At 70.0% G+C, this 24,880-nt stretch carries 26 protein-coding genes; 13 read left to right on the top strand and 13 right to left on the bottom strand.

Features of this window, described 5'->3' with window-relative positions:
* Positions 1 to 46: 46 nt before the first annotated feature.
* Positions 47 to 910: an NAD-dependent epimerase/dehydratase family protein gene (locus AAEP86_RS18710; RefSeq protein ID WP_420368782.1), complete on the bottom strand. Its 864-nt coding sequence runs from the start codon at positions 908 to 910 to the stop codon at positions 47 to 49.
* Positions 911 to 1,016: 106 nt separating this feature from the next.
* On the bottom strand, positions 1,017 to 1,607 hold the full coding sequence (locus AAEP86_RS18705) for a TetR/AcrR family transcriptional regulator (RefSeq protein ID WP_420368781.1): 591 nt from the start codon (positions 1,605 to 1,607) through the stop codon (positions 1,017 to 1,019).
* A 131-nt stretch (positions 1,608 to 1,738) separates the two neighbouring features.
* On the opposite strand from AAEP86_RS18705, the gene AAEP86_RS18700 reads away from it, so the two are divergent.
* Both AAEP86_RS18700 and AAEP86_RS18695 read left to right on the top strand, forming a co-directional pair.
* Entirely contained in the window at positions 1,739 to 3,007 is a 1,269-nt protein-coding gene (locus AAEP86_RS18700; protein WP_420368780.1) for an MFS transporter, read from the top strand.
* A gap of 37 nt (positions 3,008 to 3,044) precedes the next feature.
* A complete protein-coding gene (locus AAEP86_RS18695) occupies positions 3,045 to 5,516 on the top strand; it encodes a glycoside hydrolase family 3 C-terminal domain-containing protein (RefSeq protein ID WP_420368779.1) in 2,472 nt (823 codons plus the stop codon).
* Between the two features lie 408 nt (positions 5,517 to 5,924).
* Here AAEP86_RS18695 and AAEP86_RS18690 read toward each other — a convergent pair whose 3' ends face one another.
* Complete coding sequence (locus AAEP86_RS18690) at positions 5,925 to 6,938, bottom strand: LLM class flavin-dependent oxidoreductase (protein WP_420368778.1); 1,014 nt, start codon at positions 6,936 to 6,938, stop codon at positions 5,925 to 5,927.
* Between the two features lie 129 nt (positions 6,939 to 7,067).
* On the opposite strand from AAEP86_RS18690, the gene AAEP86_RS18685 reads away from it, so the two are divergent.
* Together AAEP86_RS18685 and AAEP86_RS18680 are read left to right on the top strand one after the other, a co-directional pair.
* A complete protein-coding gene (locus tag AAEP86_RS18685; protein WP_420368777.1) occupies positions 7,068 to 9,665 on the top strand; it encodes a DEAD/DEAH box helicase in 2,598 nt (865 codons plus the stop codon).
* Positions 9,666 to 9,806: 141 nt separating this feature from the next.
* Positions 9,807 to 10,058 (top strand): DUF6458 family protein, encoded by a 252-nt coding sequence (locus AAEP86_RS18680; protein ID WP_027465939.1) that lies wholly within the window; start codon positions 9,807 to 9,809, stop codon positions 10,056 to 10,058.
* A 45-nt stretch (positions 10,059 to 10,103) separates the two neighbouring features.
* Here the strand turns inward: AAEP86_RS18680 and AAEP86_RS18675 are convergent, their stop codons facing one another.
* The 3 genes from AAEP86_RS18675 to AAEP86_RS18665 all read right to left on the bottom strand — a co-directional run bounded on the left by AAEP86_RS18675 (position 10,104) and on the right by AAEP86_RS18665 (position 12,532).
* Positions 10,104 to 10,625 (bottom strand): ribonuclease H family protein, encoded by a 522-nt coding sequence (locus AAEP86_RS18675; protein WP_420368776.1) that lies wholly within the window; start codon positions 10,623 to 10,625, stop codon positions 10,104 to 10,106.
* Between the two features lie 71 nt (positions 10,626 to 10,696).
* Positions 10,697 to 11,515 (bottom strand): hypothetical protein, encoded by an 819-nt coding sequence (locus AAEP86_RS18670; protein ID WP_420368775.1) that lies wholly within the window; start codon positions 11,513 to 11,515, stop codon positions 10,697 to 10,699.
* Between the two features lie 135 nt (positions 11,516 to 11,650).
* Positions 11,651 to 12,532, bottom strand: coding sequence for a hypothetical protein (locus AAEP86_RS18665; protein WP_420368774.1), 882 nt, complete (start codon positions 12,530 to 12,532; stop codon positions 11,651 to 11,653).
* 93 nt (positions 12,533 to 12,625) lie between these two features.
* Here AAEP86_RS18665 and AAEP86_RS18660 point away from each other — a divergent pair, with 93 nt between their 5' ends.
* Genes AAEP86_RS18660 through AAEP86_RS18650 form a run of 3 tightly spaced genes read left to right on the top strand, consistent with a single transcriptional unit; the run spans position 12,626 to position 13,466 of the window.
* Complete coding sequence (locus AAEP86_RS18660; protein WP_420368773.1) at positions 12,626 to 12,964, top strand: hypothetical protein; 339 nt, start codon at positions 12,626 to 12,628, stop codon at positions 12,962 to 12,964.
* 47 nt (positions 12,965 to 13,011) lie between these two features.
* Entirely contained in the window at positions 13,012 to 13,248 is a 237-nt protein-coding gene (locus tag AAEP86_RS18655; protein ID WP_420368772.1) for a hypothetical protein, read from the top strand.
* Entirely contained in the window at positions 13,245 to 13,466 is a 222-nt protein-coding gene (locus AAEP86_RS18650) for a hypothetical protein (protein ID WP_420368771.1), read from the top strand. Before AAEP86_RS18655 ends, AAEP86_RS18650 begins: the two co-directional genes overlap by 4 nt.
* 3 nt (positions 13,467 to 13,469) lie before the next feature.
* Here AAEP86_RS18650 and AAEP86_RS18645 read toward each other — a convergent pair whose 3' ends face one another.
* Both AAEP86_RS18645 and AAEP86_RS18640 read right to left on the bottom strand, forming a co-directional pair.
* Positions 13,470 to 14,288, bottom strand: a complete 819-nt coding sequence (locus tag AAEP86_RS18645) for an aldo/keto reductase (RefSeq protein WP_420368770.1) — start codon at positions 14,286 to 14,288, stop codon at positions 13,470 to 13,472.
* A gap of 112 nt (positions 14,289 to 14,400) precedes the next feature.
* Positions 14,401 to 15,606 (bottom strand): MFS transporter, encoded by a 1,206-nt coding sequence (locus tag AAEP86_RS18640; RefSeq protein ID WP_420368769.1) that lies wholly within the window; start codon positions 15,604 to 15,606, stop codon positions 14,401 to 14,403.
* 423 nt (positions 15,607 to 16,029) lie between these two features.
* Here AAEP86_RS18640 and nrdH point away from each other — a divergent pair, with 423 nt between their 5' ends.
* From nrdH to AAEP86_RS18615, 5 genes are all read left to right on the top strand, one after another.
* On the top strand, positions 16,030 to 16,263 hold the full coding sequence (gene nrdH / locus AAEP86_RS18635) for a glutaredoxin-like protein NrdH (protein WP_017886897.1): 234 nt from the start codon (positions 16,030 to 16,032) through the stop codon (positions 16,261 to 16,263).
* A 111-nt stretch (positions 16,264 to 16,374) separates the two neighbouring features.
* The gene (gene nrdI / locus AAEP86_RS18630) at positions 16,375 to 16,791 is read left to right on the top strand and encodes a class Ib ribonucleoside-diphosphate reductase assembly flavoprotein NrdI (RefSeq protein ID WP_420368768.1); all 417 of its coding nucleotides are present in this window, start codon (positions 16,375 to 16,377) and stop codon (positions 16,789 to 16,791) included.
* Positions 16,792 to 16,808: 17 nt separating this feature from the next.
* Positions 16,809 to 18,914 carry a class 1b ribonucleoside-diphosphate reductase subunit alpha gene (nrdE, locus tag AAEP86_RS18625; RefSeq protein ID WP_420368767.1) on the top strand — a complete coding sequence of 702 codons (2,106 nt, stop codon included), beginning with the start codon at positions 16,809 to 16,811 and terminating at the stop codon, positions 18,912 to 18,914.
* A gap of 97 nt (positions 18,915 to 19,011) precedes the next feature.
* A complete protein-coding gene (nrdF, locus tag AAEP86_RS18620; protein WP_232832744.1) occupies positions 19,012 to 20,013 on the top strand; it encodes a class 1b ribonucleoside-diphosphate reductase subunit beta in 1,002 nt (333 codons plus the stop codon).
* 181 nt (positions 20,014 to 20,194) lie between these two features.
* Complete coding sequence (locus AAEP86_RS18615; protein WP_420368766.1) at positions 20,195 to 21,295, top strand: hypothetical protein; 1,101 nt, start codon at positions 20,195 to 20,197, stop codon at positions 21,293 to 21,295.
* 44 nt (positions 21,296 to 21,339) lie between these two features.
* Here AAEP86_RS18615 and AAEP86_RS18610 read toward each other — a convergent pair whose 3' ends face one another.
* Positions 21,340 to 21,768 carry a hypothetical protein gene (locus tag AAEP86_RS18610; protein WP_420368765.1) on the bottom strand — a complete coding sequence of 143 codons (429 nt, stop codon included), beginning with the start codon at positions 21,766 to 21,768 and terminating at the stop codon, positions 21,340 to 21,342.
* Between the two features lie 162 nt (positions 21,769 to 21,930).
* Between AAEP86_RS18610 and AAEP86_RS18605 the strand changes: the two genes are divergently transcribed.
* On the top strand, positions 21,931 to 22,110 hold the full coding sequence (locus AAEP86_RS18605; protein WP_420368764.1) for a hypothetical protein: 180 nt from the start codon (positions 21,931 to 21,933) through the stop codon (positions 22,108 to 22,110).
* 194 nt (positions 22,111 to 22,304) lie between these two features.
* On the opposite strand, the gene AAEP86_RS18600 is transcribed toward AAEP86_RS18605, so the two are convergent.
* The 4 genes from AAEP86_RS18600 to AAEP86_RS18585 all read right to left on the bottom strand — a co-directional run bounded on the left by AAEP86_RS18600 (position 22,305) and on the right by AAEP86_RS18585 (position 24,879).
* A complete protein-coding gene (locus AAEP86_RS18600; RefSeq protein ID WP_420368763.1) occupies positions 22,305 to 22,532 on the bottom strand; it encodes a hypothetical protein in 228 nt (75 codons plus the stop codon).
* 81 nt (positions 22,533 to 22,613) lie between these two features.
* The gene (locus AAEP86_RS18595; RefSeq protein ID WP_420368762.1) at positions 22,614 to 22,799 is read right to left on the bottom strand and encodes a hypothetical protein; all 186 of its coding nucleotides are present in this window, start codon (positions 22,797 to 22,799) and stop codon (positions 22,614 to 22,616) included.
* 215 nt (positions 22,800 to 23,014) lie between these two features.
* Complete coding sequence (locus tag AAEP86_RS18590; RefSeq protein ID WP_420368761.1) at positions 23,015 to 23,323, bottom strand: hypothetical protein; 309 nt, start codon at positions 23,321 to 23,323, stop codon at positions 23,015 to 23,017.
* Positions 23,324 to 23,709: 386 nt separating this feature from the next.
* Positions 23,710 to 24,879: an ROK family protein gene (locus AAEP86_RS18585; protein ID WP_420368760.1), complete on the bottom strand. Its 1,170-nt coding sequence runs from the start codon at positions 24,877 to 24,879 to the stop codon at positions 23,710 to 23,712.
* Position 24,880: the final 1 nt, after the last annotated feature.

The raw sequence follows: 24,880 nt of genomic DNA, 5'->3' as shown, positions 1-24,880 counted from the left end.
GCGCGGGCGGCCGGCCGCCGGCACGCGGGCGGCCGGCCGACGGGGATCAGGCGCGGTGGTCGCGCCAGCTGTGCTCGGGTGCGTAGCCGAGGAGTTCGCGGGCCTTCTCCGACGACAGCAGCGAGCTGACCCCGTCGATGTCCGCGCGGCGCTCGATGTCCGGCACGTAGCGCTCGACGAGCTCGATCGTCGGGGTGTCCATCACCGTGTCGGGGCTGGCGATCACGAAGGCCTCGAACCCGGTGAGGTCCGCCTCGAGCGCCTTGCGGACGGCCTGGGCGCCGTCCCGCGAGTCGATGTACGACCAGAGGTTGAAGGTCTTGCCCTCGGGGGTCGCGTCCCACGGGAACGCCGGGTAGTCGGTCTCGTCCATGACGTTCGAGAACCGCAGCCCGATCATCTTCAGCTCCGGGTCCCAGCGGGTGAAGTGCCGCGCCATCTCCTCCTCCACCGCCTTGCCGAGCGAGTACGACGACTGCGGCCGGACCGCGAACTCCTCGTCCACGGGCAGGTAGGGCGGGTGGTGCTCGCCCATCGGGATTCCGAGCAGGGTCTCGCTCGACGCCCAGACCACGTTCTTGATCCGCGCGGCGCGCGCGGCGTGGAAGACGTTGATCGACGACGTGACGTTGTTCGTGATGAGGGCGACGTCGGGGACCTGCCCCGGGGCCGGGACCGCCGCCAGGTGCACCACGGCGTCGACGTGGTCGTACCGGTCGTCGACGCCGAGCAGGACGCCCAGCACCTGACCGTGGTCGGTCAGGTCGGTCCGCACGAACTGCACCCGTTCGGGCTTGTCCGGGGACGGGACCCGGTCGACCAGGACCACGTCGTACCCGTGCGCATCGAGATCGCGCACCACCGCTCGTCCGAGCTTGCCGCTTCCGCCGGTCACCACTACACGCGTCATCGCGTCACTCCACATCGTCGTCGGGAAGCCCATCTTGCCGCGCGCGCCCTGGACGCAACCAGGCACTGGCGGTACCTGTCCGTCGGGCGTGCGCCGCGCCTCCCGGCTAGGCGGACGGGACCGACTGCGCGATCGCGAGCCGCGCGACCAGCTCGACGTGCTCCGCCATGTCGCGGGTCGGGTCGTAGAGCCACTGGATCTGCATGCCGTCGGAGACCGCGAGCAGCACGCTCGTCAGCTGGACGGGATCGACGTCGGGACGGAGCCGACCGTCCTCCTGCATGGCGCGGAAGTCGGCGGAGAGGTCGCGCCGACTGCGTTCGTAGCGCTCGCGGAAGTACTCGTGTGCCGGGTGCTCCGGGTCGGTGGCGGCCGCGGCGGAGAGGTTCACGAACATCTGCACGAGCCCGGGCACCTCGGTGTTGTGCCGGACGATCGCCGCGAGCAGGGCGGCCGGGTCCTCCGCGTGCCACTCGTGGGCGAGGTCGATCTCGTCGCGGCGACGGAGGATCTCGACCCAGAGCTCGTCCTTCGAGTCGAAGTAGTGCAGCAGTCCGGCCTGGGTCAGGCCCACCGCGTCGGCGATGTCGCGGATGCTCGTGCGTCGGAAGCCCTGCCGGGCGACGAGGTCGAGCGCGACCGTGAGGATCTCCTCGCGCTTCGCGATGCCCTTCGCGTACGAACCCCGTCGTGCCATGGCAGGACCCTACCGCCAGCCGAGGAGGACGAAAACCGAACCGCGTACGGTTTTCCTGGTACGGTGACGGGAGCCGCCGACGGAGGCGTGCGAGTCACCGACGACGGTGGCGATCCCGAGAAGAGGCGCCAGTGAGCAACGACGCACGGACCGTTTCCGACACCCCGACCGCCGTCTCCCCGACACGCGGCCGCGGCGGACCCCTCATGTACACGCTCGGCATGCCGATCGCGATGTTCGGACTGTTCATCGCGCTGCTGCCGCCGGTGCTCGTCGCCATGGCGCTCAAGGTCGCCGAGATCGCGCCCGACGACCAGGCGGGCGTGCTCGGCCTGGCACTCGGCATCGGCGCGTTCGCGGCCATGGTCGCCAACCCCTTGGCCGGACGCTTCAGCGACCGGACCGCCGGGAGGTTCGGCATGCGTCGTCCGTGGATCGTCGGCGGCACCGTGGTCGGGTTCGCAGCCCTCGTGGTCGTCGCGACGACGTCGTCCGTCGTCGTGCTCGTGATCGGCTGGGCCGTCGCGCAGATCGCGTACAACGCCACGATCGCGGCACTCACCGCGGTCCTGCCCGACCACGTGACGCGGTCGCAGCGCGGACGGGTGGCGGCGCTCCTCGGCCTCGCGCAGAACCTCGCGCTCGTCGGCGGGACCTTCCTCGTGCAGCTGTTCTCCACGTCGGCGACGCAGATGATCGTGCCGGGCGCCATCGGTTCGGCCGTCGTCGTGATCTACGCGCTGCTGTTCCGCGACCGCGTGCTGGCGAACCGCCCCACCTCGCGACTCGGCGTCGGGCAGCTGTTCGGCTCGTTCGTGTTCAACCCGGTGAAGCACCCCGACCTCGGCTGGGCCTGGCTCACCCGCTTCATGATGGTCGCCGCCCAGTACACGGCGGTGAGCTACCTCACGTACTTCCTGCGCGACGACATCGGCGTGGACGAGTCGAACCTCGCGAACGCGGTGTTCCAGGGCACGCTGTGGAACGTCGTCGGCATCGTCCTGACGTCGCTCGTCGCCGGTTGGCTGTCCGACAAGCTCGGGCGCCGCAAGCTCTTCGTCGCGGTCGCCGGCATCGTCGGCGTCGTCGGCCTGGTGGTCATCGCGCTCGCGCCGTCGCTCGGCGTGGTCCTCGTCGGCGAGTTCGTGATGGGTGCCGGCATGGGTGTGTTCTACGCCGTCGACCTCGCACTCATCACCGACGTACTGCCGTCCGACGAGGACAACGCGAAGGACCTCGGCGTCGTGAACATCGCCCAGGCGCTGCCGCAGTCGCTCGTGCCCGCTGCCGCTCCCGGCGTGATCGCGCTGACCGGCGGCTACAGCGGCTTCTTCATCACCGGAGCGGTGGTCGGCCTGCTGGGCATCGCCTCGGTGTCCCGCATCCGCGGCGTGCGCTGACCACCCGCCCCGGCTCCGAACGAAAGGACCGAACACCGTGACCGATCCGCAGACCGCGAGCACCGCCTCCAGTCCGCTGGCTGAGCGAATCGACGCGCTCCTGGCGCAGCTGACCACCGAGGAGAAGGTGCAGCTGCTCACCGGACGTGACTTCTGGACCACCTGGCCGATCGAGAAGATCGGGCTCCGCCGCATCCTGATGTCGGACGGGCCGTCCGGCGTCCGCGGCGAGGTGTGGGACGAACGCGACCCGTCGCTCAACCTGCCCTCGGCCACCGCGCTGTCGGCGTCGTGGGACCGCGCGATCGCGAAGCGCTACGGCGCCGCCGCGGCCGTCGAGGCCCGACGGAAGGGCGTCGACGTCGTCCTCGGCCCGACGATCAACCTGCACCGCTCGCCCCTCGGCGGTCGCCACTTCGAGGCGTTCAGCGAGGACCCGGTGCTCACCGGCGACCTCGCTGCGTCCTACGTCGCCGGTGTCCAGGAGAACGGCGTCGCCGCGACGCCGAAGCACTACATCGCGAACGACTACGAGACCGACCGCTTCACGGCGTCCACCGAGGTGTCCGACCGGGCGCTGCGGGAGCTGTACCTGCTGGCGTTCGAGAAGACGGTGACCGAGGCGCACGCGTGGGCGGTCATGTCCTCCTACAACGCGATCAACGGTGTCACGGCGTCCGAGAACGACCTGCTCGAGACGCCGCTGAACTCCGAGTGGGGCTTCGACGGCATCGTCGTGTCCGACTGGACCGGGGTCCGCTCGGTCGCGTCGGCGACGGCATCGCAGGACGTCGCGATGCCGGGGCCGAACCCGTGGTGGAGCGAGGGGCCGCTCCTCGCCGCCGTCCGTGACGGCTCCGTGCCGGAGGCCGCGATCGACCGGAAGGTCCGCCGCATCCTGACCCTGGCCGCTCGCGTGGGGGCACTCGAGGGCTTCGAGCCCGTGGCCGCGCAGCCCGTCCACGTCGAGGACGGCACCGCGTTCGTCCGCGAGGCCGAGGCCGAGGGCACCGTGCTCGTGCACAACACCGGCGTCCTGCCGCTCGACGCTCCTGCGGTCTCGCGGATCGCGGTCATCGGGCACAACGCGGACCAGGCCCGGACGCAGGGCGGCGGATCGGCGACGGTCGTGCCGTCGCAGGTCGTCTCGCCGCTCGACGGCATCCGTGCGGCGTTCCCGGGCGCGACCGTCGACCACGCGATCGGTGCCGTCGTGCAGGAGGGCATCGCGGAGTTCCCGCTGTCCACCATCACGAACCCGGCGACCGGCGAGGCCGGTGCCCGCGTCGCGTTCGTCCGGGAGGGCGAGGAGCTGTACGTCGAGGACCGTCGCGCCACCGCGCTGTTCTGGTTCGGCGGCGACGCCCCCACCCGCCAGGCCGACCGACTCGACATCACCACCACGTACACGGCGCCGTCCACCGGCACCGTGCGCATCGGGGTCGGCGCGGCCGGGCGGTCGCGGATGTGGATCGACGGCGAGCTCGTCCTCGACGAGGACGTGCCGTACGAGGGCGACCAGCTCGGCGCGGCGTTCCTCAACCCGCCGGCGCGCTCCGTGCCCATCGCGGTGACGGTCGGCCAGCAGGTCGGGATCCGCATCGAGTACGACGTCGTGCAGGACGAGACGCTCGGCGGGGTGCTCGCGTACCAGTTCGGCACCGAGCCCAGCGACGAGGACCCTGCGGTGCTCATCGCCGCCGCGGTCGAGGCCGCACGCGGCGCCGACGTCGCGGTCGTGGTCGTCGGCACGAACTCCAGGGTCGAGTCCGAGGGCTACGACCGCTCCTCGCTCGCGCTGCCCGGCCACCAGGACGACCTGGTGCGCGCGGTCGCGGCGGCGAACCCGAACACGGTGGTCGTCGTGAACGCCGGGTCACCGGTCGAGATGCCCTGGCGGGACGACGTCGCCGCGGTGCTGCTGAGCTGGTTCGGCGGGCAGGAGTACGGCAACGCCCTGGCCGACGTGCTGACGGGCGCGCGGGAGCCCGGCGGCCGGCTCCCCACCACCTGGCCGGCAGCGATGGCCGACGTCCCCGTGCTCGACGTCACGCCGGTCGACGGGAAGGTGACCTACGACGAGGGGGTGCACGTCGGCTACCGGGCCTGGCTCCGTGCCGGGACCGCACCGGCGTACCCGTTCGGGCACGGCCTCGGCTACACGACGTGGTCGATCGAGGGCGTCTCCGCGACGCCGACGGTCCGCGAGGGTGACGCCGTCATCGTCACCGCGACGGTCGCGAACACGGGTGACCGCGCCGGCAAGCACGTCGTGCAGGTCTACGCGTCCCGTGCGGAGTCCGTGGTCGACCGCCCGGTGCGCTGGCTGGTCGGGTTCGCCCCGGTCCGCCTCGGCGCCGGGGAGTCCACCGAGGTGTCGATCGAGGTCCCGGCTCGGGCGTTCGCGCACTGGGACGGGTCGTGGGCGTACGAACCCGGCACGTTCACCCTGCACGTCGGCGCCTCGGTCGCGGACACTGCCGGGACCACGTCCCTCGAACTGGAGTGAGGCGGGTTCGTCCGCTTTCCGCGTGTCCGGAAGACCATTCAGTAGCATCGACTTGCGCCAGGCGGCTGGTTACCGTCGGCGTGCGCACCGAGAACGGGGTCGCCACGCGTGCGACACGGTCTCCTGATCCGGCCGATGGAGCCCTGGTGGCCCCGGTGCGTCCAGAATGCGTCCCCGCGTCCGCGCGGGGACGCATTCGTCTTGTCCACCGAACGACTTCGTGCCGGACGGCAGAAACGAGTGACCGATCGTCACCATTCTGGCCAAGTTCCGCAATGCAGCAGGACGAGATGGGTACGATGGCGGCACCATCCCGTACGGATCAGGGGCGAGATGGTCATCCGGCAGGGCTCCCGCGGCCTCACCACCCGCGGCGCGGGCCCCGCCGGATGCCTGTCCCCGAGCCGGTCAGCCGCGGACGGCGGGTGCGATCTCCTCGGCGACGATGCGCAGGATCCGTTCGTGCGAGGCCGCGTCGCCGTTGGCCGGCAGGGTGATGACGAGCTCGTCGGTCGCGCTGACCGCGGGGTCGGCGAGCAGCGCGTCGACGATCGCGGACGGCTCGCCCGACAGCACCTTGCTGAACCGGAACGGCGGCGTGCCCGAGAGTGGGCGCCCCTCGTCGTCCATGCCCGAGGCGTACCCGGTCAGGAACTCCTCGTGCACCGACCGGTCGTGGTCGTCGAGCAGCGGCACCACGATGCGGCCGACGGCGACCTTCGGCTCGCGGTCCGGGTGCACCTCGGCGAAGCGCTGCCGGTACGCGTGGATCTGGTCCGCCTGGGCCTCGGCGAAGGGCGCCCCGGTGTCCTCCGTGTTGAGCGTCGAGCAGTGCAGCAGCAGGCCCTTCTCGGCCGTGCGGACAGCGGTGCCCATGCTGCCGCCACCCCACCAGACGCGGTCGCGGAGCGCCGGGCTGAGCGGCTGCAGCGTGAGGTCGGCGCCCGCGGGGATGCTCTCGTAGCCCTTGCCGGCACTGCCGAGCGGCTCGCCCTGCAGCACCTCGAGCAGGCGTGCGGCGCGGGCCTCGGCCTCGTCGCGGAAGCTCCGCTCCGAGGCGCCGAAGACCGGGTCGAGGATCGGTCCGTACCCGGCGATGCCCGTGCTGATGCCGAGCTGTACGCGGCCGCCGCTGAGCAGGTCGACGGTACTGGCGTCCTCGGCGAGGCGCACCGGGTCCTCGTACCGCATGCCGAGCACGGCGGTGCCGAAGCCGATGGTGCTGGTGCGCTGCGCCGCGGCGGCGAAGAAGGTCATCGGGCTGGTGAGGAACGGCTCGAAGTGGCGCCCCCGCACCCAGCCGGTGCCGTAGCCCAGGGCCTCGGCGGTCTCGAACAGACGGAGTCCGTCCTCGAGGGCGGCGGCCGCGCCGGCGGTGCCGCCGTGGTTCGGGACGAAGGAGAGGAAGCCGAGTTCGCGCACGACGCGAGTCTATGCGCACGTATCGAGGAGCGCCCTGGTCCGTCCCGGGGCGGACGGGAGGTGCGGGGCGGCCCCGCCCCGTTCCTCCAGACCGTCTCGCGGTCACCACCCACCTGGGAGGATGGGGACATGACCGACGTCGCCACCGTCCCACCACTCGTCGCCGCCCTGCCGGCGGCGGTCGACGGCGCCGTCGACCCGGACGAGGTCTACGAGGCCTTCGCGGCCTGGGCAGCATCCGGCGGGCGGCCCCTCTACCCGGCGCAGGACGAAGCCCTCATCGAGCTCGTCTCCGGAGCGAACGTCGTCCTCAGCACGCCCACCGGCACCGGCAAGTCGCTCGTCGCCGCCGGCGCGCACTTCGCGGCGCTCGCCGAGGGCAAGCGGAGCTACTACACCGCACCGATCAAGGCGCTGGTGTCGGAGAAGTTCTTCCAGCTCGTCGACCTGTTCGGCGCGCAGAACGTCGGCATGGTCACGGGGGACTCCAGCGTCAACGCCGACGCACCCATCGTGTGCTGCACGGCGGAGATCCTCGCGAACCTGGCGCTGCGGCAGGGGCCCGCCGCCGACGTCGACGTCGTGGTGATGGACGAGTTCCACTTCTACGGCGACGCCGACCGCGGCTGGGCCTGGCAGGTCCCGCTCCTGGTGCTCGAGCGGGCGCAGTTCCTGCTCATGTCCGCCACCCTCGGCGACGTGACGACCATCGCCGACGACCTGTCACGCCGGACCGGGCGTCCCACCGCCCGCGTCACCGGGGTCTCGCGGCCCGTGCCGCTCGAGTACGACTACGTGATGACGCCCGTGCAGGAGACCGTCGAACGGCTGCTCGAGGAGGGCAAGGCGCCCATCTACATCGTGCACTTCGCGCAGGCCGCCGCACTCGAGCGAGCACAGTCGCTCATGTCCGCGAAGGTCGCTTCGCGGGAGCGTCGCGACCGCATCGCCGACGCCATCGCCGGCTTCCGGTTCAGCGCCGGGTTCGGCCAGGTCCTGTCGCGCCTGATCCGTGCCGGCATCGGTGTGCACCACGCCGGCATGCTGCCGAAGTACCGACGGCTCGTCGAACAGCTCGCGCAGCGCGGCCTGTTGCCCGTGATCTGCGGCACCGACACCCTCGGCGTCGGCATCAACGTGCCGATCCGTGCCGTGCTGCTCACCGGCCTGACGAAGTTCGACGGCACCAAGATGCGCCAGCTGTCCGCCCGCGAGTTCCACCAGATCGCCGGACGCGCAGGACGCGCCGGCTACGACACCGAGGGCGACGTCGTCGCCGAGGCTCCGGAGCACGACATCGAGAACGCCCGGTCACTCGCCAAGGCCGGCGACGACCCGAAGAAGAAGAACAAGATCAAGCGGAAGAAGGCACCGGAGGGGTTCGTCTCGTGGGGGCAGGCGTCGTTCGAGCGCCTGATCGCCGCCGAGCCCGAGCCGATGGTGTCGCGGATGCGGATCACCCACGCGATGGTGCTGTCGGTGGTGGCGCGCGGTGGCTCTCCCTTCGAGGACGTGCGGTCGCTCGTGTTCGACAACCACGAACCGCGAGCCCGCCAGCTCGCGATGGCCCGTCGAGCGCTGACCATCGCGCGGACGCTCATCAACGCGCGGGTCATCGAACGCGTGCCCGGCCCGCCCGTGACGTACCGCCTGACGGTCGACATCGCGCCGAACTTCGCGCTCAACCAGCCGCTGTCGCCGTTCGCCCTCGCCGCGTTCGAGCTGCTCGACCCGTCCTCGCCGACGTACGCGCTCGACATGGTGTCCATCGTCGAGGCCACGCTCGACGACCCGCGGGCGATCCTGTCGCAGCAGCAGTTCAAGGAACGCGGCGAGGCCGTCGCCCGGATGAAGCAGGAGGGGATCGAGTACGACGAGCGGATGGAGCTGCTCGAGGAGGTCACCTGGCCGAAGCCGCTCGACGAACTGCTGACCGCCGCGTACGAGGCGTACGCCGCCGAGCAGCCGTGGGTGCTCGACTTCCGGCTCTCGCCGAAGTCCGTCGTGCGCGACATGTACGAGCGTGCGATGACCTTCGGCGACTTCGTGCGGTTCTACCAGCTCACCCGCTCCGAGGGGCTCGTCCTGCGCTACCTCTCCGACGCGTACCGCACCATGCGGCAGACCATCGCCGACGAACAGCGGACCCAGGACCTCGACGACCTCATCGAGTGGCTCGGCGAGGTCGTCAAGCAGACCGACTCCTCGCTCGTCGACGAGTGGGAGGCGCTGATGAACGGGGACGTCCTGCTCGCCTCGGAGGAACACGAGGAGATCGCGCCGCCCCAGCCTGCCCGGCTCACCGGCAACGTCCGCGCGTTCCGGGTCCTCGTGCGCAACGCCCTGTTCCAGCGGGTCCTGCTGGCCGCGGCGGACGACCCCGCCGGCCTCGGTGAGCTCGACGCGACCAGCGGGTTCGACCGGTCGGCGTGGGACGCCGTGCTCGAGGAGTACTACGAGTCGCACGACGAGGTCGGGACCGATGCGGACGCCCGGTCGATGCAGTACCTCGTGCTCGACGAAGCCGGAGGGACGGGCGCGGCGGGACCGGCCGGTCCGGCGCGGGTCTGGCGCGCGCGGCAGATCTTCGCCGACCCCTCCGGCGACAAGGACTTCGGGTTCTCGGCGACGATCGACCTCGACGCCTCGGACGAAGCGGGGGAGGCCGTCGTGCGGGTCACCGAGATCGGTCGGTTCGACGGCTGGTCCGAGGTGGACGTCGACTGAGCCGGGGGTTTCCGCCCTGCGACCGGCCGGGCCACCGCCGTGCGAGCGGCGCAGCGGTCGGAACGGCGGGTCCGGCGAACGGGTAGGTTCGACGCCAGCCCCGGGCCGACCGGCAGCGGGGCCACCGAGAGGACACCCATCATGCGCATCGGATCGAGCATCGCCCTGATCGTCATCGGCGCCATCGTGGCGTTCGCCCTGAACATCCAGCTCGCCGGCATCGACCTGCGACTGATCGGCTACATCCTGATGGCGGCCGGCGTCGTGCTGCTCATCATCAGCCTCGCCGTGGCCTTCGGCGGTCGCCGGACCACCACGACCACGCGGTCCGGGGTCGACCCGGCGTCCGGCGAGCAGATCACGCGGCAGGACCGCCGCGACGGGACGTACTGACCGGTCGAGCTCGCCGGTCCGCCGGCCCGCTCGCTCGCTCGCTCGCTAGAAGAGGGTCGCGGGCGGTTCGACCTGCACCGGCTCCGGCGCCGGGGCGACGTCCGCGCCCGGCCACCCCGGACCCGTCGGCACCTCGGTGCGGTTCTGGTAGGCGGTCGCCGCACCCCGGGCGCGGACGTCGGCCGCCTCGTTCATCTCGTGCCCCATGTGGCCGCGCACCCACTCGAACGTGACCGTGCGGCCCTGCAGTTCCGCGTCGAGCTCCTGGATGATCTCGACGTTGAGGACCGGCTTGCCGTCGGCCTTCCGCCACCCCTTGCGCTTCCAGCCCGCGAGCCACTCGGTGCACGCCTTGATCGCGTACTGGCTGTCGCACAGGATGTGCAGCGGTTCGCCGGTGTCCTTCGTGGCCCGGAGCAGCTGCAGCACGGCGGTGAGTTCACCCTGGTTGTTCGTGCCCCGGGGCCAGCCGCCGGCCGCCCACCGGTCGTCGTCGACGTACCACGCCCAGCCGGCGGGGCCGGGATTGCCGAGGGCTGAGCCGTCTGCTGCGGCGACGATCGTCACGGTGGGACCTCCTGGTCGGGGCTGGTGCCCGTCGAGCGTAACGGACCGTGGAGCCTCGGCCGTGACCGGCGCTACCGGCGCGCGGGGTCCAGGTTGAGGTCCGTGTCGGTGATGAGTCGCTCGACGACGCCCGTCTGCAGGGTGGGGTTGAGCCAGCGCAGTTGCGCGAGCGTCAGACCGAGGCGGTCCGCGACCGCCGCCTGCTCGTCGCCGGTCGCCACCTGGTACGAGGCGGGGACGCCGGCGTCGTCGTGCACCCAGCCCTGGGCTCCGGACCGGTCCGGACCGGCGGTGACGCGCAGCCCCGGGTACGGGTTCGGCAGCGTCCAGTCGAGCGCCGCCGCGGCGAGCACGTTCCCCACCCAGGGACGGGCGGAGTCGTCGCCGCCGGAGGGCGCCGGGACGAGTACGACGCTGTGCAGGTAGTCCGGTGTCGGGCCGGCGTCGCCCAGGCTGACGGAGGACGGCGGCGTGACCCCGCTGTCCCACTGGACGACCCCGGCACGGAAGCCGCTGGGGTCCGGGCCACCCACCGCGGCGCGGCGGAACTCGATCGTCATCGGCTGCGGCTGCGACGTCCGGTAGCCGGACAGCTTCGCGTCGAAGGTGCCGTCGCCGTCAGCGACGACGCGGACGTGGATGCTCGTCCCGCCGCTCGCCGACACCACGTCGGTCTCGGCGACGACGGTGCCGGCCGGCACGGACAGCTTCGCCGTCACGGCTTCGGTCGAGGGCTCCGGTGCGCGCGTCGGGCGACTGCCGTCCACGGCAGCGCGCCGCGTCGGCTCCGGGACGCTGTCGTCCCCGCCGAAGGCCGTGCAGCCGGTGAGCAGCATCCCCGTCAGTACCGTGCCGGTGACCGCGATGACCGTGGTCCGTGTTCCTCGCATCGTTCCCCCTCGGTCACGAACCTACCGAGGGCCGGAGCCGGACCACCAGCGCCGTGACCGAACCGGTACCCGCGGTGACCGGGCTGCTGCGAACAGCACGAGCGACGGTGTCTCCACGGTCCCGGACCCCGAGTCTCAGCCGCCCTCGTGGTCGACGTCGAACTCGACGCGACGCTGCGGGTCGATGTTGATCTTGTCGTCCTCGAACAGCCAACCGTCACCGTGCGTGCGGATCGTCGGGTCGAGCCACCGCAACTGCGCGATGGTGATGCCGAAGCGCGCGGCCACGGTGGTCTGGTCGTCGCCGTGCGCGACGAGGTACTCGGCGGGGCGCCCGTTCGCGTCGATCACGAGACCGTAGGCACCCGGCCGGGCAGCGCCCATCGTGAGGTGCAGTGCGGAGTAGGCGGGTGGGATGTGCCAGGTCAGCGGGGCGACCGCGAGCACGTGTCCTTGCCACGGAGCCGACGTCGCCGTGGGATCGGTGTCGGAGGGCTCTGTCTGCGTCGGGACCAGGACGACGCTCCGCAGGAAGTCCGGACGTGCACCGGCATCGCTCATCGAGTACGAGTCGGGTGCACCTGCCGTCGCGGTCCACCGGTCCTGCCCCCACGCCTTGACGTCGTACCCGTCGGACGGCTTCGGCACGGACGAGCGGAACTCGATCGTCATCGCCTGCGGGTTCGTCGTCCGGTAGTCGGAGAGCAACACGTCCCAGGCGCCGGTGCCATCGGAGACGACCTTCACGTGCACGGCGGTCTTGCCGCTCGGGGAGGTCAGGTCGGTCTCGGCACCGATCGTCCCGGCGGCCACCGACGGCGGTTGCAGCGAAGCGGTCTTCGAGGAGCCGTGGGCGTCTCCACCGCCGTGGTGGTCCGTGGAGCCGTTCTCCACGGTCGCGGTCCGGGAGGGCTCCGGCACCGGAGTGTCCCCGCCGCGCAGCAGGCTGCACCCCGAGAGTGCGGTCGCCAGCAGGACACCCCCGGTGGCGGTGGCCAGCAGTCGTCGTCGGATCATCGTTCCCCCTCGCCGGGATGCTAGCGAGCATCCGTCACGGGTTGGAGTCCCGTGACCGAACCGGTACCAGGGCCCACGACTACCGTGCGGGTCATGAGCGACAGCATCCCCACGGCCCCGGGCCCCGAGCCCTCCGATGACCGAGCCCGCACCGACGCCCTGCGCGAGCGGACGGAGCACGACGACGAGCAGGGATCGAGCGAACGCGAGCAGCGCGCGGCCGACACCTCGTACAGCCCGTCGAGCGAGCGGGAGACGGTGGCGTCGCAGACGCAGCAGCGGGACCGTGCGGACCTGGAGGCGGACGGCATCGACCCGTCGCGCATCGTCGCGGCACCGGGGACCGGCGGCGCGGACGACGCGGGCGACGTGGAGCCCGAGCCGGGCGACCTCAACCTGCCGTGGCAGTCGGAGGAGGACCGGAAGGGCTGAGCTCTCGGGGGACACGGCCCTCAGCAGTGGCGCCTACCATCCGGCCCATGCCCGTTTCCTGGATGGAACGCACCGGCCGGACCCCCGGAGGGGTCGTCGGAGCGTGGTTCAACGTCGTTGTGTGCGCAGGGCTCGTCGTCGCCCTGCCGGTCATCACCCTGAGTCGCGGCGACGACCTGGCCCACATCGGCTTCGCGGTCTTCCTGACCGCGATCGCCGTGGTGCTCGAAGTCGTGTTCGTCCGCAACCTCCGACAGCAGATCGCTCGGCGGCGAGGGAGGTGACCGCCGCGACGTGGTTCGGGATCGGGGCGGTGGTCGTCGCGGTCTGGGGTGTCACGATCGCCGTCTTCAACCGTTGGGCGCAGTCGATCGGCGGTGATGAGCTGGCGAACGGCCGACCGCTCACGCCGCGGTTCGTCCGGGTGATCGGCATCTTCCTGGCGGTCGTCGGCACGGGGATCGCGATCGTCGCGTTCAGCGGGCTCCTCCCCGAGCGCTGACCGCTACGACACCGAGTCCGGGTGCGACCCCGTCCGCTGCCCGGACTCGAGCGACGCGATCGCCGCGAGGTCTTCGTCGGTCAGCTCGAAGCCGTCGACGTCGAGGTTCGCCCGGATCCGCGACGGCGTCACCGACTTCGGCAGCACCACCACCTCCTGCTGCACGTTCCACCGCACGAGCACCTGCGCGACGCTGACGCCGTGCGCTGCGGCGATGCGCGTGAGGACCGGCTCGTCGATGAGTCGGCCCCGGCCGAGGGGCGACCACGCCTCGGTCACGATGCCGTGCCGCCGGTGGAACGCCACGAGGTCGTGCTGCGGCAGCCACGGGTGCCGCTCCACCTGGTTGACGGCGGGCACCTCGCCGGTCTCGCCGATGATCCGCTCGAGGTGCGGCACCTGGAAGTTCGACACCCCGACGCTGCGTGCCCGGCCGGACTCCCGCAGCTCGACGAGCGCGCGCCACGTCTCGACGTAGCGGTCGTTCGCCGCGGCCGGCCAGTGGATGAGGTACAGGTCGACCGTCTCGAGTCCGAGCCGCCCGAGGCTGGCGTCGAACGCCCGCAGGGTGGCGTCGCGCCCCTGGTGGTCGTTCCACACCTTGGTGGTCACGAAGACGTCGTCGCGGTCCGTCCCCGAGGCGCGGATCGCCTTCCCCACGCCGGTCTCGTTGCCGTACATCTCGGCGGTGTCGACGTGGCGGTAGCCGGCGTCGAGCGCCAGGCCGACGGCCGTCTCCGCCTCGGCGTCGTCGACCTTGTAGACGCCGAAGCCGATCGCGGGGATCGACGCGCCGTCGCGGAGGGGGACCGGGGTGACCATGCACCCATCCTGCCGGTGGTGGCGGGGGTCCGCCGCGCCTCCAGGCCGCCCCGTGTCGTCGTTCCGGCCGTGACGGGCGCGGTGCACGGCGGAACCGGGCGGGCGCGCCGCGTCAGGACGGCAGGACGACCGGCTCGGTGTCGGGCAGGGGGCTGGCGTCCCGCCCGCGCAGGTCGGGGAGCCACCGCTTCGTCACGAGGGGCAGGACGACGCCGACCGCGGCCATCACCGCGCCGACGGTCATGCCGCCGGTCGCACCGTGCACGTCGATGAGGAAGCCGGCCACCGCGGACCCGCCCGCTGCCCCGATGAGCTGACCGGTCCCCATCCACCCGTAGGCCTCGGCGGTGTCGGAGAACTTCACCGTCGCCGACACGGACCCGAACATGACCGCGAGGGCCGGCGCGATGCCCGCACCCGCGATGACGAGGGCGAAGCAGAGCCACCAGAAGTCCGTGCCGCCGACGGCGAGGGCCAGGCCGACGAAGACGATCGCCATCCGGGTCCACAGCGTGTTGCGCGAGATCGGACGGTGACCGAGTGCCAGCCCGCCGATCAGCGAGCCGATCGCGAAGACGGCGAGGACGATGCCGGCGTTCGGGCTGCCCTCGCCGAAGACGCTCGTGACGCTCGCCTCGACCGCGGCGCAGGCGCCGATGAGGAGCAGGCCGGTCAGGGTGGCCACGACGACCGACGGTCGCTTCAGCACGACACCGAAGGCACGCTTCGAGCGGGGGATGCGGACCCGGCCGAGCTCGGGGGAGGCGATGAACCACGTGCCGCCGACCACGAGGAAGACCATCGCGACGACGATCGCCTGCACCGTGCCGATCTGCGTCGCGACGAACGTGGTGATCACGGGGCCGGCGACCCAGATGAGCTCCTGCGCGCTGGCGTCGAGGGAGAAGAGGGGAGTGAGCTGCGACGAGGTCACCATCTTCGGGTAGATGGTGCGCACCGCGGGCTGCACGGGCGGGACCGCGAGGCCGCCGAGGAACCCGACGACGACGTAGCCCCACAACGGCATGAGGACGAACGCGACCACGCCCATGCTCACGAGCGCGACGAGGCTGGTCAGGAGGAGCACCGGCCGCATGCCCCAGCTGCCCATCCACCGGCTGGTGAGCGGACCGGCGAGCGCCTGCCCGACACTGGTCGTCGCCAGGACGAGACCGGCGGCCCCGTAGGAGTGGAACACGTGCTCGACGTGCAGCAGGTACGCGAGCGAGAGCATGCCGAACGGGAAGCGCGCGGTGAGCTGCGCAGCGATGACACGACCGACTCCGGGGGTCTTCAGCAGGGGTCCGTACGTGCTCACGGGACGAGTGTACGGACCGGACGGCCGGCCCTGTCACCCGTCCGGGGGAGGTGTGGACCGCGCCGTCGATCCGGGTCCGGCGCGACACGCCCGATGCCCTGTCTCCACACCGGGGGACAATCTGCTCCACAAGGTGTGGAGAGATGTCGGAGGTGGGTGCGAGAGTGGCGGAATTCCGGGCCTCCGGACCACCGCCCCAGACCGTCCACACTGTGGAGGGCCTGTGGAGAACTACACGGCTGTAACACTTTCTCTTGTGGTCGGTCGCGGTGTCGGCCACTAGATGTAGTATCGAGTCACCGGAAAGCACTCGCCCCGGAACAGCGCCCAGTCGGCTCCGACAGGCACTGTCCACCGGCGCAGGGACGCCGGTCCACAGGCACCAGAACACCCACCACAGCAACAGCAGAACCAGGGGAGACCATGGCCGTCACCGTCTACACCAAGCCGTCCTGCGTCCAGTGCACCGCGACCTACCGCGCGCTCGACAACAAGGGCATCGAGTACGAAGTGCACGACGTCTCCACCGACGAAGCCGCACTCGAGCACGTCAAGAGCCTCGGTTACATGCAGGCCCCCGTCGTCGTCACCGATGACGACCACTGGTCGGGCTTCCGCCCCGACAAGATCGCGACCCTCAGCGCCGAACTGGCCTAGGTCGTCCACCGTCCTGCGGACGGTCACCCGGCTCCGCTCAGGAGGGCCGGCTCACCGCCCGCAGGACACCCCCGGTCCGTCTGTCCGCACCTTCTCACCCGGAGGGGCACCATGAGCCGACTGGTCTACTTCTCGAGCGTGTCCGGGTACACCGCGCGCTTCGTCGAGAAGCTCGGCCGCGACGCGGACCGGATCCCGCTCTACCCGAGCGAACTCTTCCTGCACGTCGACGAGCCCTACGTCCTGGTGCTGCCCACCTACGGTGGCGGCAACGGCGAGGGCGCGGTCCCGAAGCAGGTCATCAAGTTCCTCAACGACGCGCACAACCGCTCGCTCATCCGCGGCGTGGTCGTGGGCGGCAACACGAACTTCGGCGACGCCTACGGGCTCGCCGGGGACGTCGTCGCACGGAAGTGCAACGTCCCCCTCCTCTACCGTTTCGAACTCTTCGGGACCCCTGACGACGTGCAGGCGGTCAACTCAGGATTGGATGCATTTTGGACGCAGCAGTTGCAGACGTCGATCTGACGTCGCCGCAGACGGGGATGGACTACCACTCCCTCAACGCGATGCTCAACCTCTACGACGCGGACGGGAACATCCAGTTCGACAAGGATCGTGAGGCCGCCAAGCAGTTCTTCCTGCAGCACGTCAACCAGAACACCGTCTTCTTCCACAACCTGAAGGAGCGGCTCGACTACCTGGTCGAGAACGAGTACTACGAGCAGGCGACGATCGACCTGTACTCGCTCGAGTTCATCCAGAAGCTCAACGACCTGGCGTACTCGAAGAAGTTCCGGTTCCAGACCTTCCTAGGCGCGTTCAAGTACTACACGAGCTACACGCTCAAGACCTTCGACGGCAAGCGCTACCTTGAGCGCTTCGAGGACCGCGTCGTGATGACCGCCCTCGGCCTGGCGCAGGGCAACGAGCAGCTCGCGATCGACCTCGTCGAGGAGATCATCGCCGGCCGCTTCCAGCCCGCCACCCCGACCTTCCTCAACACGGCGAAGGCCCAGCGCGGCGAGCTCGTCTCCTGCTTCCTCCTCCGCATCGAGGACAACATGGAGTCGATCTCGCGCGGCATCAACTCCTCGCTGCAGCTCTCGAAGCGCGGCGGCGGCGTGGCCCTGCTCCTCTCCAACATCCGCGAGGCCGGCGCCCCGATCAAGCAGATCGAGAACCAGTCCTCGGGCATCATCCCCGTGATGAAGCTGCTGGAAGACTCCTTCTCCTACGCGAACCAGCTCGGTGCGCGTCAGGGTGCCGGTGCCGTCTACCTGTCGGCGCACCACCCGGACATCATGAAGTTCCTCGACACCAAGCGCGAGAACGCCGACGAGAAGATCCGCATCAAGACGCTGTCGCTCGGCGTCGTCGTGCCGGACATCACGTTCGAGCTCGCCAAGAACAACGAGGACATGTACCTGTTCTCGCCGTACGACGTCGAGAAGGTCTACGGCGTCCCGTTCGGCGACGTCCCGATCTCCGAGAACTACCGCGCGATGGTCGACGACTCGCGCATCAAGAAGACGAAGATCAAGGCGCGTGACTTCTTCACGACCATCGCCGAGATCCAGTTCGAGTCGGGCTACCCGTACATCGTGTTCGAGGACACGGTGAACAAGGCCAACCCGATCAAGGGTCGGATCAACATGTCCAACCTGTGCTCGGAGATCCTGCAGGTCAACACCCCGACGACCTTCAACGAGGACCTGTCCTACAAGGAGATCGGCAAGGACATCTCCTGCAACCTCGGTTCGCTGAACATCGCGCTGACGATGGACTCGCCGGACTTCGGCAAGACCATCGAGACGGCGATCCGTGGCCTGACCTCGGTCTCGCAGATGTCGCACATCACGTCGGTCCGTTCCGTCGAGGACGGCAACGACAAGTCGCACGCCATCGGCCTCGGCCAGATGAACCTGCACGGCTACCTCGCTCGTGAGCGGGTGTACTACGGCTCCGAAGAGGGCATCGACTTCACGAACATCTACTTCTACACGGTGCTGTTCCACGCCCTGCGCGCCTCGAACAACATCGCGATCGAGACCGGCGAGACCTTCGACGGCTTCCGCGACTCGAAGTACGCGTCGGGCGAGTTCTTCGACAAGTACACCGACCAGGCGTGGACGCCGGCCACCCAGCGCGTCGCCTCGCTGTTCGACAACGCGAACATCACGATCCCGACGCAGGACGACTGGAAGGCGCTGAAGGCGTCCATCCAGGAGCACGGCATCTACAACCAGAACCTGCAGGCCGTCCCGCCGACCGGTTCGATCTCGTACATCAACCACTCGACGTCGTCGATCCACCCGATCGCGTCGAAGATCGAGATCCGCAAGGAAGGCAAGCTCGGCCGCGTCTACTACCCGGCGCCGTTCATGACGAACGACAACCTGGACTACTACCAGGACGCGTACGAGATCGGCCCGGAGAAGATCATCGACACGTACGCCGCGGCGACGCAGCACGTGGACCAGGGCCTGTCCCTGACGCTGTTCTTCAAGGACACCGCCACCACGCGCGACATCAACAAGGCGCAGATCTACGCATGGCGCAAGGGCATCAAGACGATCTACTACATCCGTCTGCGCCAGCTCGCCCTCGAGGGCACCGAGGTCGAGGGCTGCGTCAGCTGCATGCTGTAGAGCTGCTGCTCTCTTCCTGGAGGCGCGGGGCGGGCCCCGCCCCGCGCCTCCAGTCCGTTCGATCGTTCTGTCCACCCCCACCACCCGGAAGAAAGCCATGACCCTCACCGACCCGGTCCACGCCACGGGCAAGTCCATCCCGCTGATCAGCGCGGTCAGTGCCATCAACTGGAACCGCATCCAGGACGACAAGGACGTCGAGGTCTGGAACCGGCTGGTCAACAACTTCTGGCTCCCCGAGAAGGTGCCGCTGTCGAACGATGTGCAGTCGTGGAACACGCTCACGCCGGAGGAGCAGCAGCTCACCATGCGGGTCTTCACCGGCCTGACGCTGCTCGACACCATCCAGGGCACCGTCGGCGCGATCAGCCTGATCCCCGACGCGATCACCCCGCACGAAGAAGCCGTCTACACGAACATCGCGTTCATGGAGTCGGTGCACGCGAAGAGCTACTCGTCGATCTTCTCGACGCTGGCCTCGACGCCCGAGATCGACGACGCCTTCCGCTGGTCCACCGAGAACGTGAACCTGCAGAAGAAGGCCCAGATCGTCCTCGACTACTACACCGGTGACGACCCCCTGAAGCGCAAGGTCGCCTCGACGCTGCTCGAGTCGTTCCTGTTCTACTCCGGCTTCTACCTGCCGATGTACTGGTCCTCGCGCGCCAAGCTCACCAACACCGCCGACCTGATCCGCCTGATCATCCGCGACGAAGCCGTCCACGGGTACTACATCGGGTACAAGTTCCAGAAGGGCCTCGAGGGCGCTTCCGAAGAGCGCAAGCAGGAGATCAAGGACTACACGTTCAACCTGCTGTTCGAGCTCTACGAGAACGAGGTGCAGTACACGCAGGACCTCTACGACGGCGTCGGGCTGACCGAGGACGTCAAGAAGTTCCTGCACTACAACGCCAACAAGGCGCTGATGAACCTGGGCTACGAGCCGATGTTCCCCAAGGAGACGACGGACGTGAACCCGGCGATCCTGTCGGCGCTGTCGCCGAACGCGGACGAGAACCACGACTTCTTCTCGGGGTCGGGCTCGTCGTACGTCATCGGCAAGGCGGAGAAGACCGAGGACGAGGACTGGGACTTCTGATCCTGATCTGATCGAGGGGGCGCCCCGCTGGCTTCGGCCGGCGGGGCGTCTCTCGGTGTCCCGCCCTGGGTCGTGCGGGCTCCGCTCGACGCTGCTGCTCGGGGCGGCCCCCGTTCGCGGTGCTGTGCGGACGACCATGCGCCGCTAGTGTTCGGGGACACCGACGCGAGGGAGGGCGCGCATGGCGACCACGGATGTCCTGACGAGCACGATCGACCCACGCTGGGCGAGGGTCCGTCCGCTGGTGTTCCGGACGATCATCGGCGCTGTCGTCGCCGCCGGCCTGGTCGGCATCGTCGCGGTGCTCCTCGGGGACTTCGGCCGGGTTGCGGTGCAACTCCTGCTGACGGTCGTCGTGGTCGTCGTCTTCGCGCTCCTGTCCTGGTACGACGCCGACGTGTCGTCGCGGCGGTCCGGGAGGTTCGCGTTCGCGAGCGTCGTCGTGTCCCTGTACCTGCTCGTGACCGGTCTGTCGAAGATCTGGATCGTGCCGGTCGACCCCTTCGGCGGGGACGGGATCTGGCTCGTCGGCGAACAGTTCATGCAGTGGGTCGGCATCGTGTTCGTCGCACGCTTCGCCCTGCTGCACGTTCACCTGCTCCTCGTGATCCACCGGCGCTACCCGACCCCGCTACTGCAGCTCGTGGCCAAGACGACCGTCGGGGTGATCGCGCTGCTCGCCCTGCTGTTGTCGGTGCCCCTCCTGGCTCCCGACCTCCACCTCGCCAGCGGGTTCTGGCGACTGGTGTGGGTCGTGGTCATCCTCGACGTGCTCGGGACCGTCGTCGTGCCGCTGAGCAACGCGCTGTTCCGACCGCGTGACCACGACCTCGCGGGTGCGGGCTGGTCCTCCGGGCACCCTGCTGTCGCTTGGCCACAGCCGTCGCCGACCCCGTCGTCGATGTCGTCCGGCCCGGCGGAGACCGTGCCCACCGCTTCACATGGGACGAGCCCGGCGGGGACGTTCGGTTCCGACGGCGCGACTGCAGCGGTGCCGCTCGTCGGCGGGTGGTCAGGCGTGCCCGACCCTGCCGTCCCCGTCGCGGCGCCTGAACGACCCATCGACCACGGGGAGCTCCCGGGTGAGGATGCGCGGATGGCCCTCGCGGACAGCGAACCGAAGCAGGTCAGGGCGGTGACGGTTGCGGGTACCGACGGCCTGCTCTACGAACGTCGACCGGACGGCGCCCGTGCCCTCGCCTGGCCACGCTACGTCGACGGAACGCCGCTGCCGGCGGCCCCGGACGGCTCCCCGGACTTCAGCGGCGTCGCCCGCCCCTGAGTCCGCGGCCCGGCACTCTCGGCGCAGGGCACGTGCTCGTCGGGTCAGACCTCCCCGAGCACCTTCCGCCAGACGGCTGTCAGCGTGGCGTACTCGTCGTCCGAGACGAGGTCCCGCACCCCGCTCGCGAGCACCGCGGATCGGACCGCTTCCTCGGCCCCGGCGCGGTCACGGAGGCGCGCGTCCGAGTGGCGCACTGCGCGTCCGGCTTCCTGCGCGGCCTCGATCTCCTCGACGCGGCCCGCTGCGCCGGCGGCCTCGAGCGCGTGTTGCCATGCAGCCAGGAGGTCGGCGTTCGTGACCATCCGCCCGTCAGCGCCTCCCTGGATCGCGAGGGACGCGCTCGGTTCGGGCACCACGATGGCCTCGTCGGCCTTCCACGCGACGTCGAGCGACTCTGCCTCATCGGCGGTGATCTGCCCGGCGCGGTCGATCATGGCCTGCAGCCCGGCATTGCTGATGTCGTTCGACACGGTGTCCTCTCTAACCGACGCGCGTGCGTGGTCTCGTCCATCCAAGTGACCGCCCCACGCCCCGCGTTCAGGCGTTACCCAGAGGTGGGGACTTCGGCGAGCCGGGTGGCGCAGGCGTCGCTGACTTCGCAGCGCACGCATGTCGGGGCGTACCGTGCACTCATGAGAGTCCCGCGGCGTGTTGCGGCCACCCTGCTCGCCGTGCTGCTCGTCTGCGGTGCCGTCACGATTCCATGGGGGCTCGTGACTGGTTCGGGACTCCCGTTCGGCGTCCTGTCGTTCGTGGCTCTGGTCGCTGTCGGCTACGTGATGGTGCGGGCGAGCAAGCACCCGGAAGACTGAGCCACCCGGACGACCATCAGGACGGCGAGCCAACCCGATCCGGACGGCGACGCGACCTCAACGGGCTCGATGTCCACGCGAGCGATGCCGGCGACGAGTGCTCCGGCCAGCGCGGTGTGAACACGTCGTCGGCTGCTCGCCGTTCGCCTGTGATCCCCCATGGGCTAGCTTGCTCTCGCCCGTCGAGCAACGGGCTACCGGTTGCGCCGCGCTGACTCCGACTGCCGTGCGCGTTCCTGGTCTCGAGCAGCGCGCGATCCGGAGAAGAACACGAACGATCCAGCCGCGGCGGCGGCGACCGTGGCACCGAGCAGGGGCGGCCACGAGGTGAAGCCCGTTGCGGCCGAGACCACAGTCAGGACGATCAACGTGACGAGCAGTGGACCGAGTGTCCAGGCCACCCAGAACCGATGTCTTCGCATGTCCCAGTACTACCCGGCCGACCTCCCGATCGCCGCGCGACGATCGGATGCCGGCCCGAGGAGTTGGATGCACCTATGTCCTCAAGCATCCCGCCTCGCGTGGTCGGCCTCGCGATTGGTACGGGAGCCATCGGTGCGGGCCTCGTCATGGCACTCCTCGGCGCTGCCCTCGGCACCGGGTTCGTCGGGCTCGTGGGCGCCGGGCTGGTCATCGCTGCGATGGGATTCCTGATCGCAGCTGTCGGAGCGATCGGTTTCGCGCTCCACGGGCCCGCTGGTCCCAGGCGTGTGCGAACGAGGCAGGACTGAGTGGCTGGTCACGTTCTGTCCCCGACTGTCTGACGGTGTCGAGCAGCGTCGGCGTGGTCGGCACGCTCTGAAGTCCTACGCTGACCATGTTCTTCCACCTCTGTGGGCAGCCAGAGGTGAGAGACGCAGATCCGAGCTGACACGACCCGGTGCCTGGCAGACGATCGCGGAGCTCAGCGCCGCCTGAGGTCCCGCAGCACGACGACGAGCGCGAACGACATGAGGACCAGGATCGGGAGCCACGACCCGATGTGCTCGGTGTTCACCACCATGTTGACCAGCCCGAGCGCGATCAAGAGGCCGGCAACGACGACGACGAACCATCCGACGGGCTTCGAGAGTCTCGAGGTCTTCCCGAGCCGGGCGGGAGCACCGTCGACGACTGCGTCTTGGCCCGAGCCGCCGTCCATCGCCGAAGCGGCGCCGTGCAGCAGGCGGATGTCCCGTTCGCCCTCGCCCCAGTCGAACAGCGTGAACGGCATGACTGGTCGAGTCCTGACGGAAACGCTCGTGCCTCCGGTGGTCGGGGCCAACGTGACCGTGATGCGTTCTCCCCACGAGAACGCGTTGCCTCGCACTGACGCTTCGACGCCGTGGTCGGTGCTGGTCACGAGTTCCGCACGTGATGACTGTGCGATCTCGTGCAACAGCCGCTCACGCACCACGTCAACCGGGGCCGGCACGGTCCAGGAAGCCGAGGACCGTGCGGCGCGTGTTCTCACCTCGAGCATGGGTCCATTGAAACCCTCCGACAGTCGGCGCGGAGGATCTTCCGAGGAGACAGACACCGCCTTCGGCCTCGAGCAAGCTCCGCGAGGAGCGACTCAGCAGCGACGGCATCGGCGAGTACGAAGGCCACCCGGCGCGGTCACGCCTCGACGAGCAGCCGCTCGATCGCCTCGGTGCTGAGCAGGTGGTCCGCGGTCGACGTTGCCAGTCCTCCCACGCCGGCGAACCGCCCGAGCGCACTGACGGTGATCTCGAGCTCCTGGGTCGCCAGGGGGAGCACCCGCTGGTAGACGCGCTCCCGGATGCCGCTGAGGAGCACCTCGCCGCAGTCGGCGAGCTGGCCGGAGATGACGACTCGGCGGGGGTTCAGGGTGCCGACGAGGGTCGCGACAGCATCGCCGATGACCCGTCCAGCGCGACGGACGAGTCGGTTCGTCTCGAGGTCGCCACTGGTGCAGAGCCGGACGACGTCCGTCACGTCGTGGACGTCGACGCCGCGTTCGTCGAGGTCCCGCACGAGTGCCCACCCGCCGGCGAGGGCCTCGACGCAGCCGGTGTTCCCGCACCGGCACTCGACGGACCGCGCTGCGTCGTCGGAGGTCGCCCTGGTGTGACCGACGTCCCCCGCGGCGCCCTGGTGTCCGCGGATGATGGAGCCGTTGAAGACGAGCCCGGATCCGATCCCGGTGCCGATCTTGAGGCAGATGAGGTTGTCGAGACCGGACGCCCGCGCTTCGGCGATCGCTCGCGCGTTCGCGTCGTTCTCGACGACGACCGGGCAGCCGTGCCGCGACTCGAACCACCCGGCGATGTCGAAGCGGTCCCAGCCGGTCATGATCGGCGGGCTGATGACCTGGTGCGCGGCGTACTCGACCGGGCCGGGCACGCCGACGCCGATGCCCCACACCTCGACCGGGTGCTCGTCGAGCAGGGCGGTGAACACCTGCTCCACCGCTGACAGCACGACCTGTGGGCCGGACCAGACGTCGACGCGGCGGGCGGCGTGCGCGACGGGCTCGCCCTCGAGGTCGCAGATCGCGGCGAGGAACCCCGACGCGCCGATGTCCACCGTGAGCACGGCGGCGCGCTGAGCGTTGAAGGCGAAGCGGCTCGACGGGCGTCCGCCCGTGGACTCGCCGCCCTGCACCGGGCGGAGGAGACCCTTGTCGGTCAGCGCCGTGAGGCGGTGGTTGATCGTCGAGCGGGAGAGTCCCGAGAGCTGCATGACGTCGGTGCGGCTGAGTTCCCCGCGCGCGCGGAAGAGTTGCAGCACCCGTCCGGCGTCCGTGCCCACGGCCACGTTGGTCATC

It is taken from the genome of Curtobacterium sp. L1-20 (assembly GCF_048755855.1).
GTDB lineage: Bacteria > Actinomycetota > Actinomycetes > Actinomycetales > Microbacteriaceae > Curtobacterium.
The sequence above is the reverse complement of the archived record's forward strand: the minus strand, read 5'-3'. Positions and strand labels throughout refer to the sequence as shown.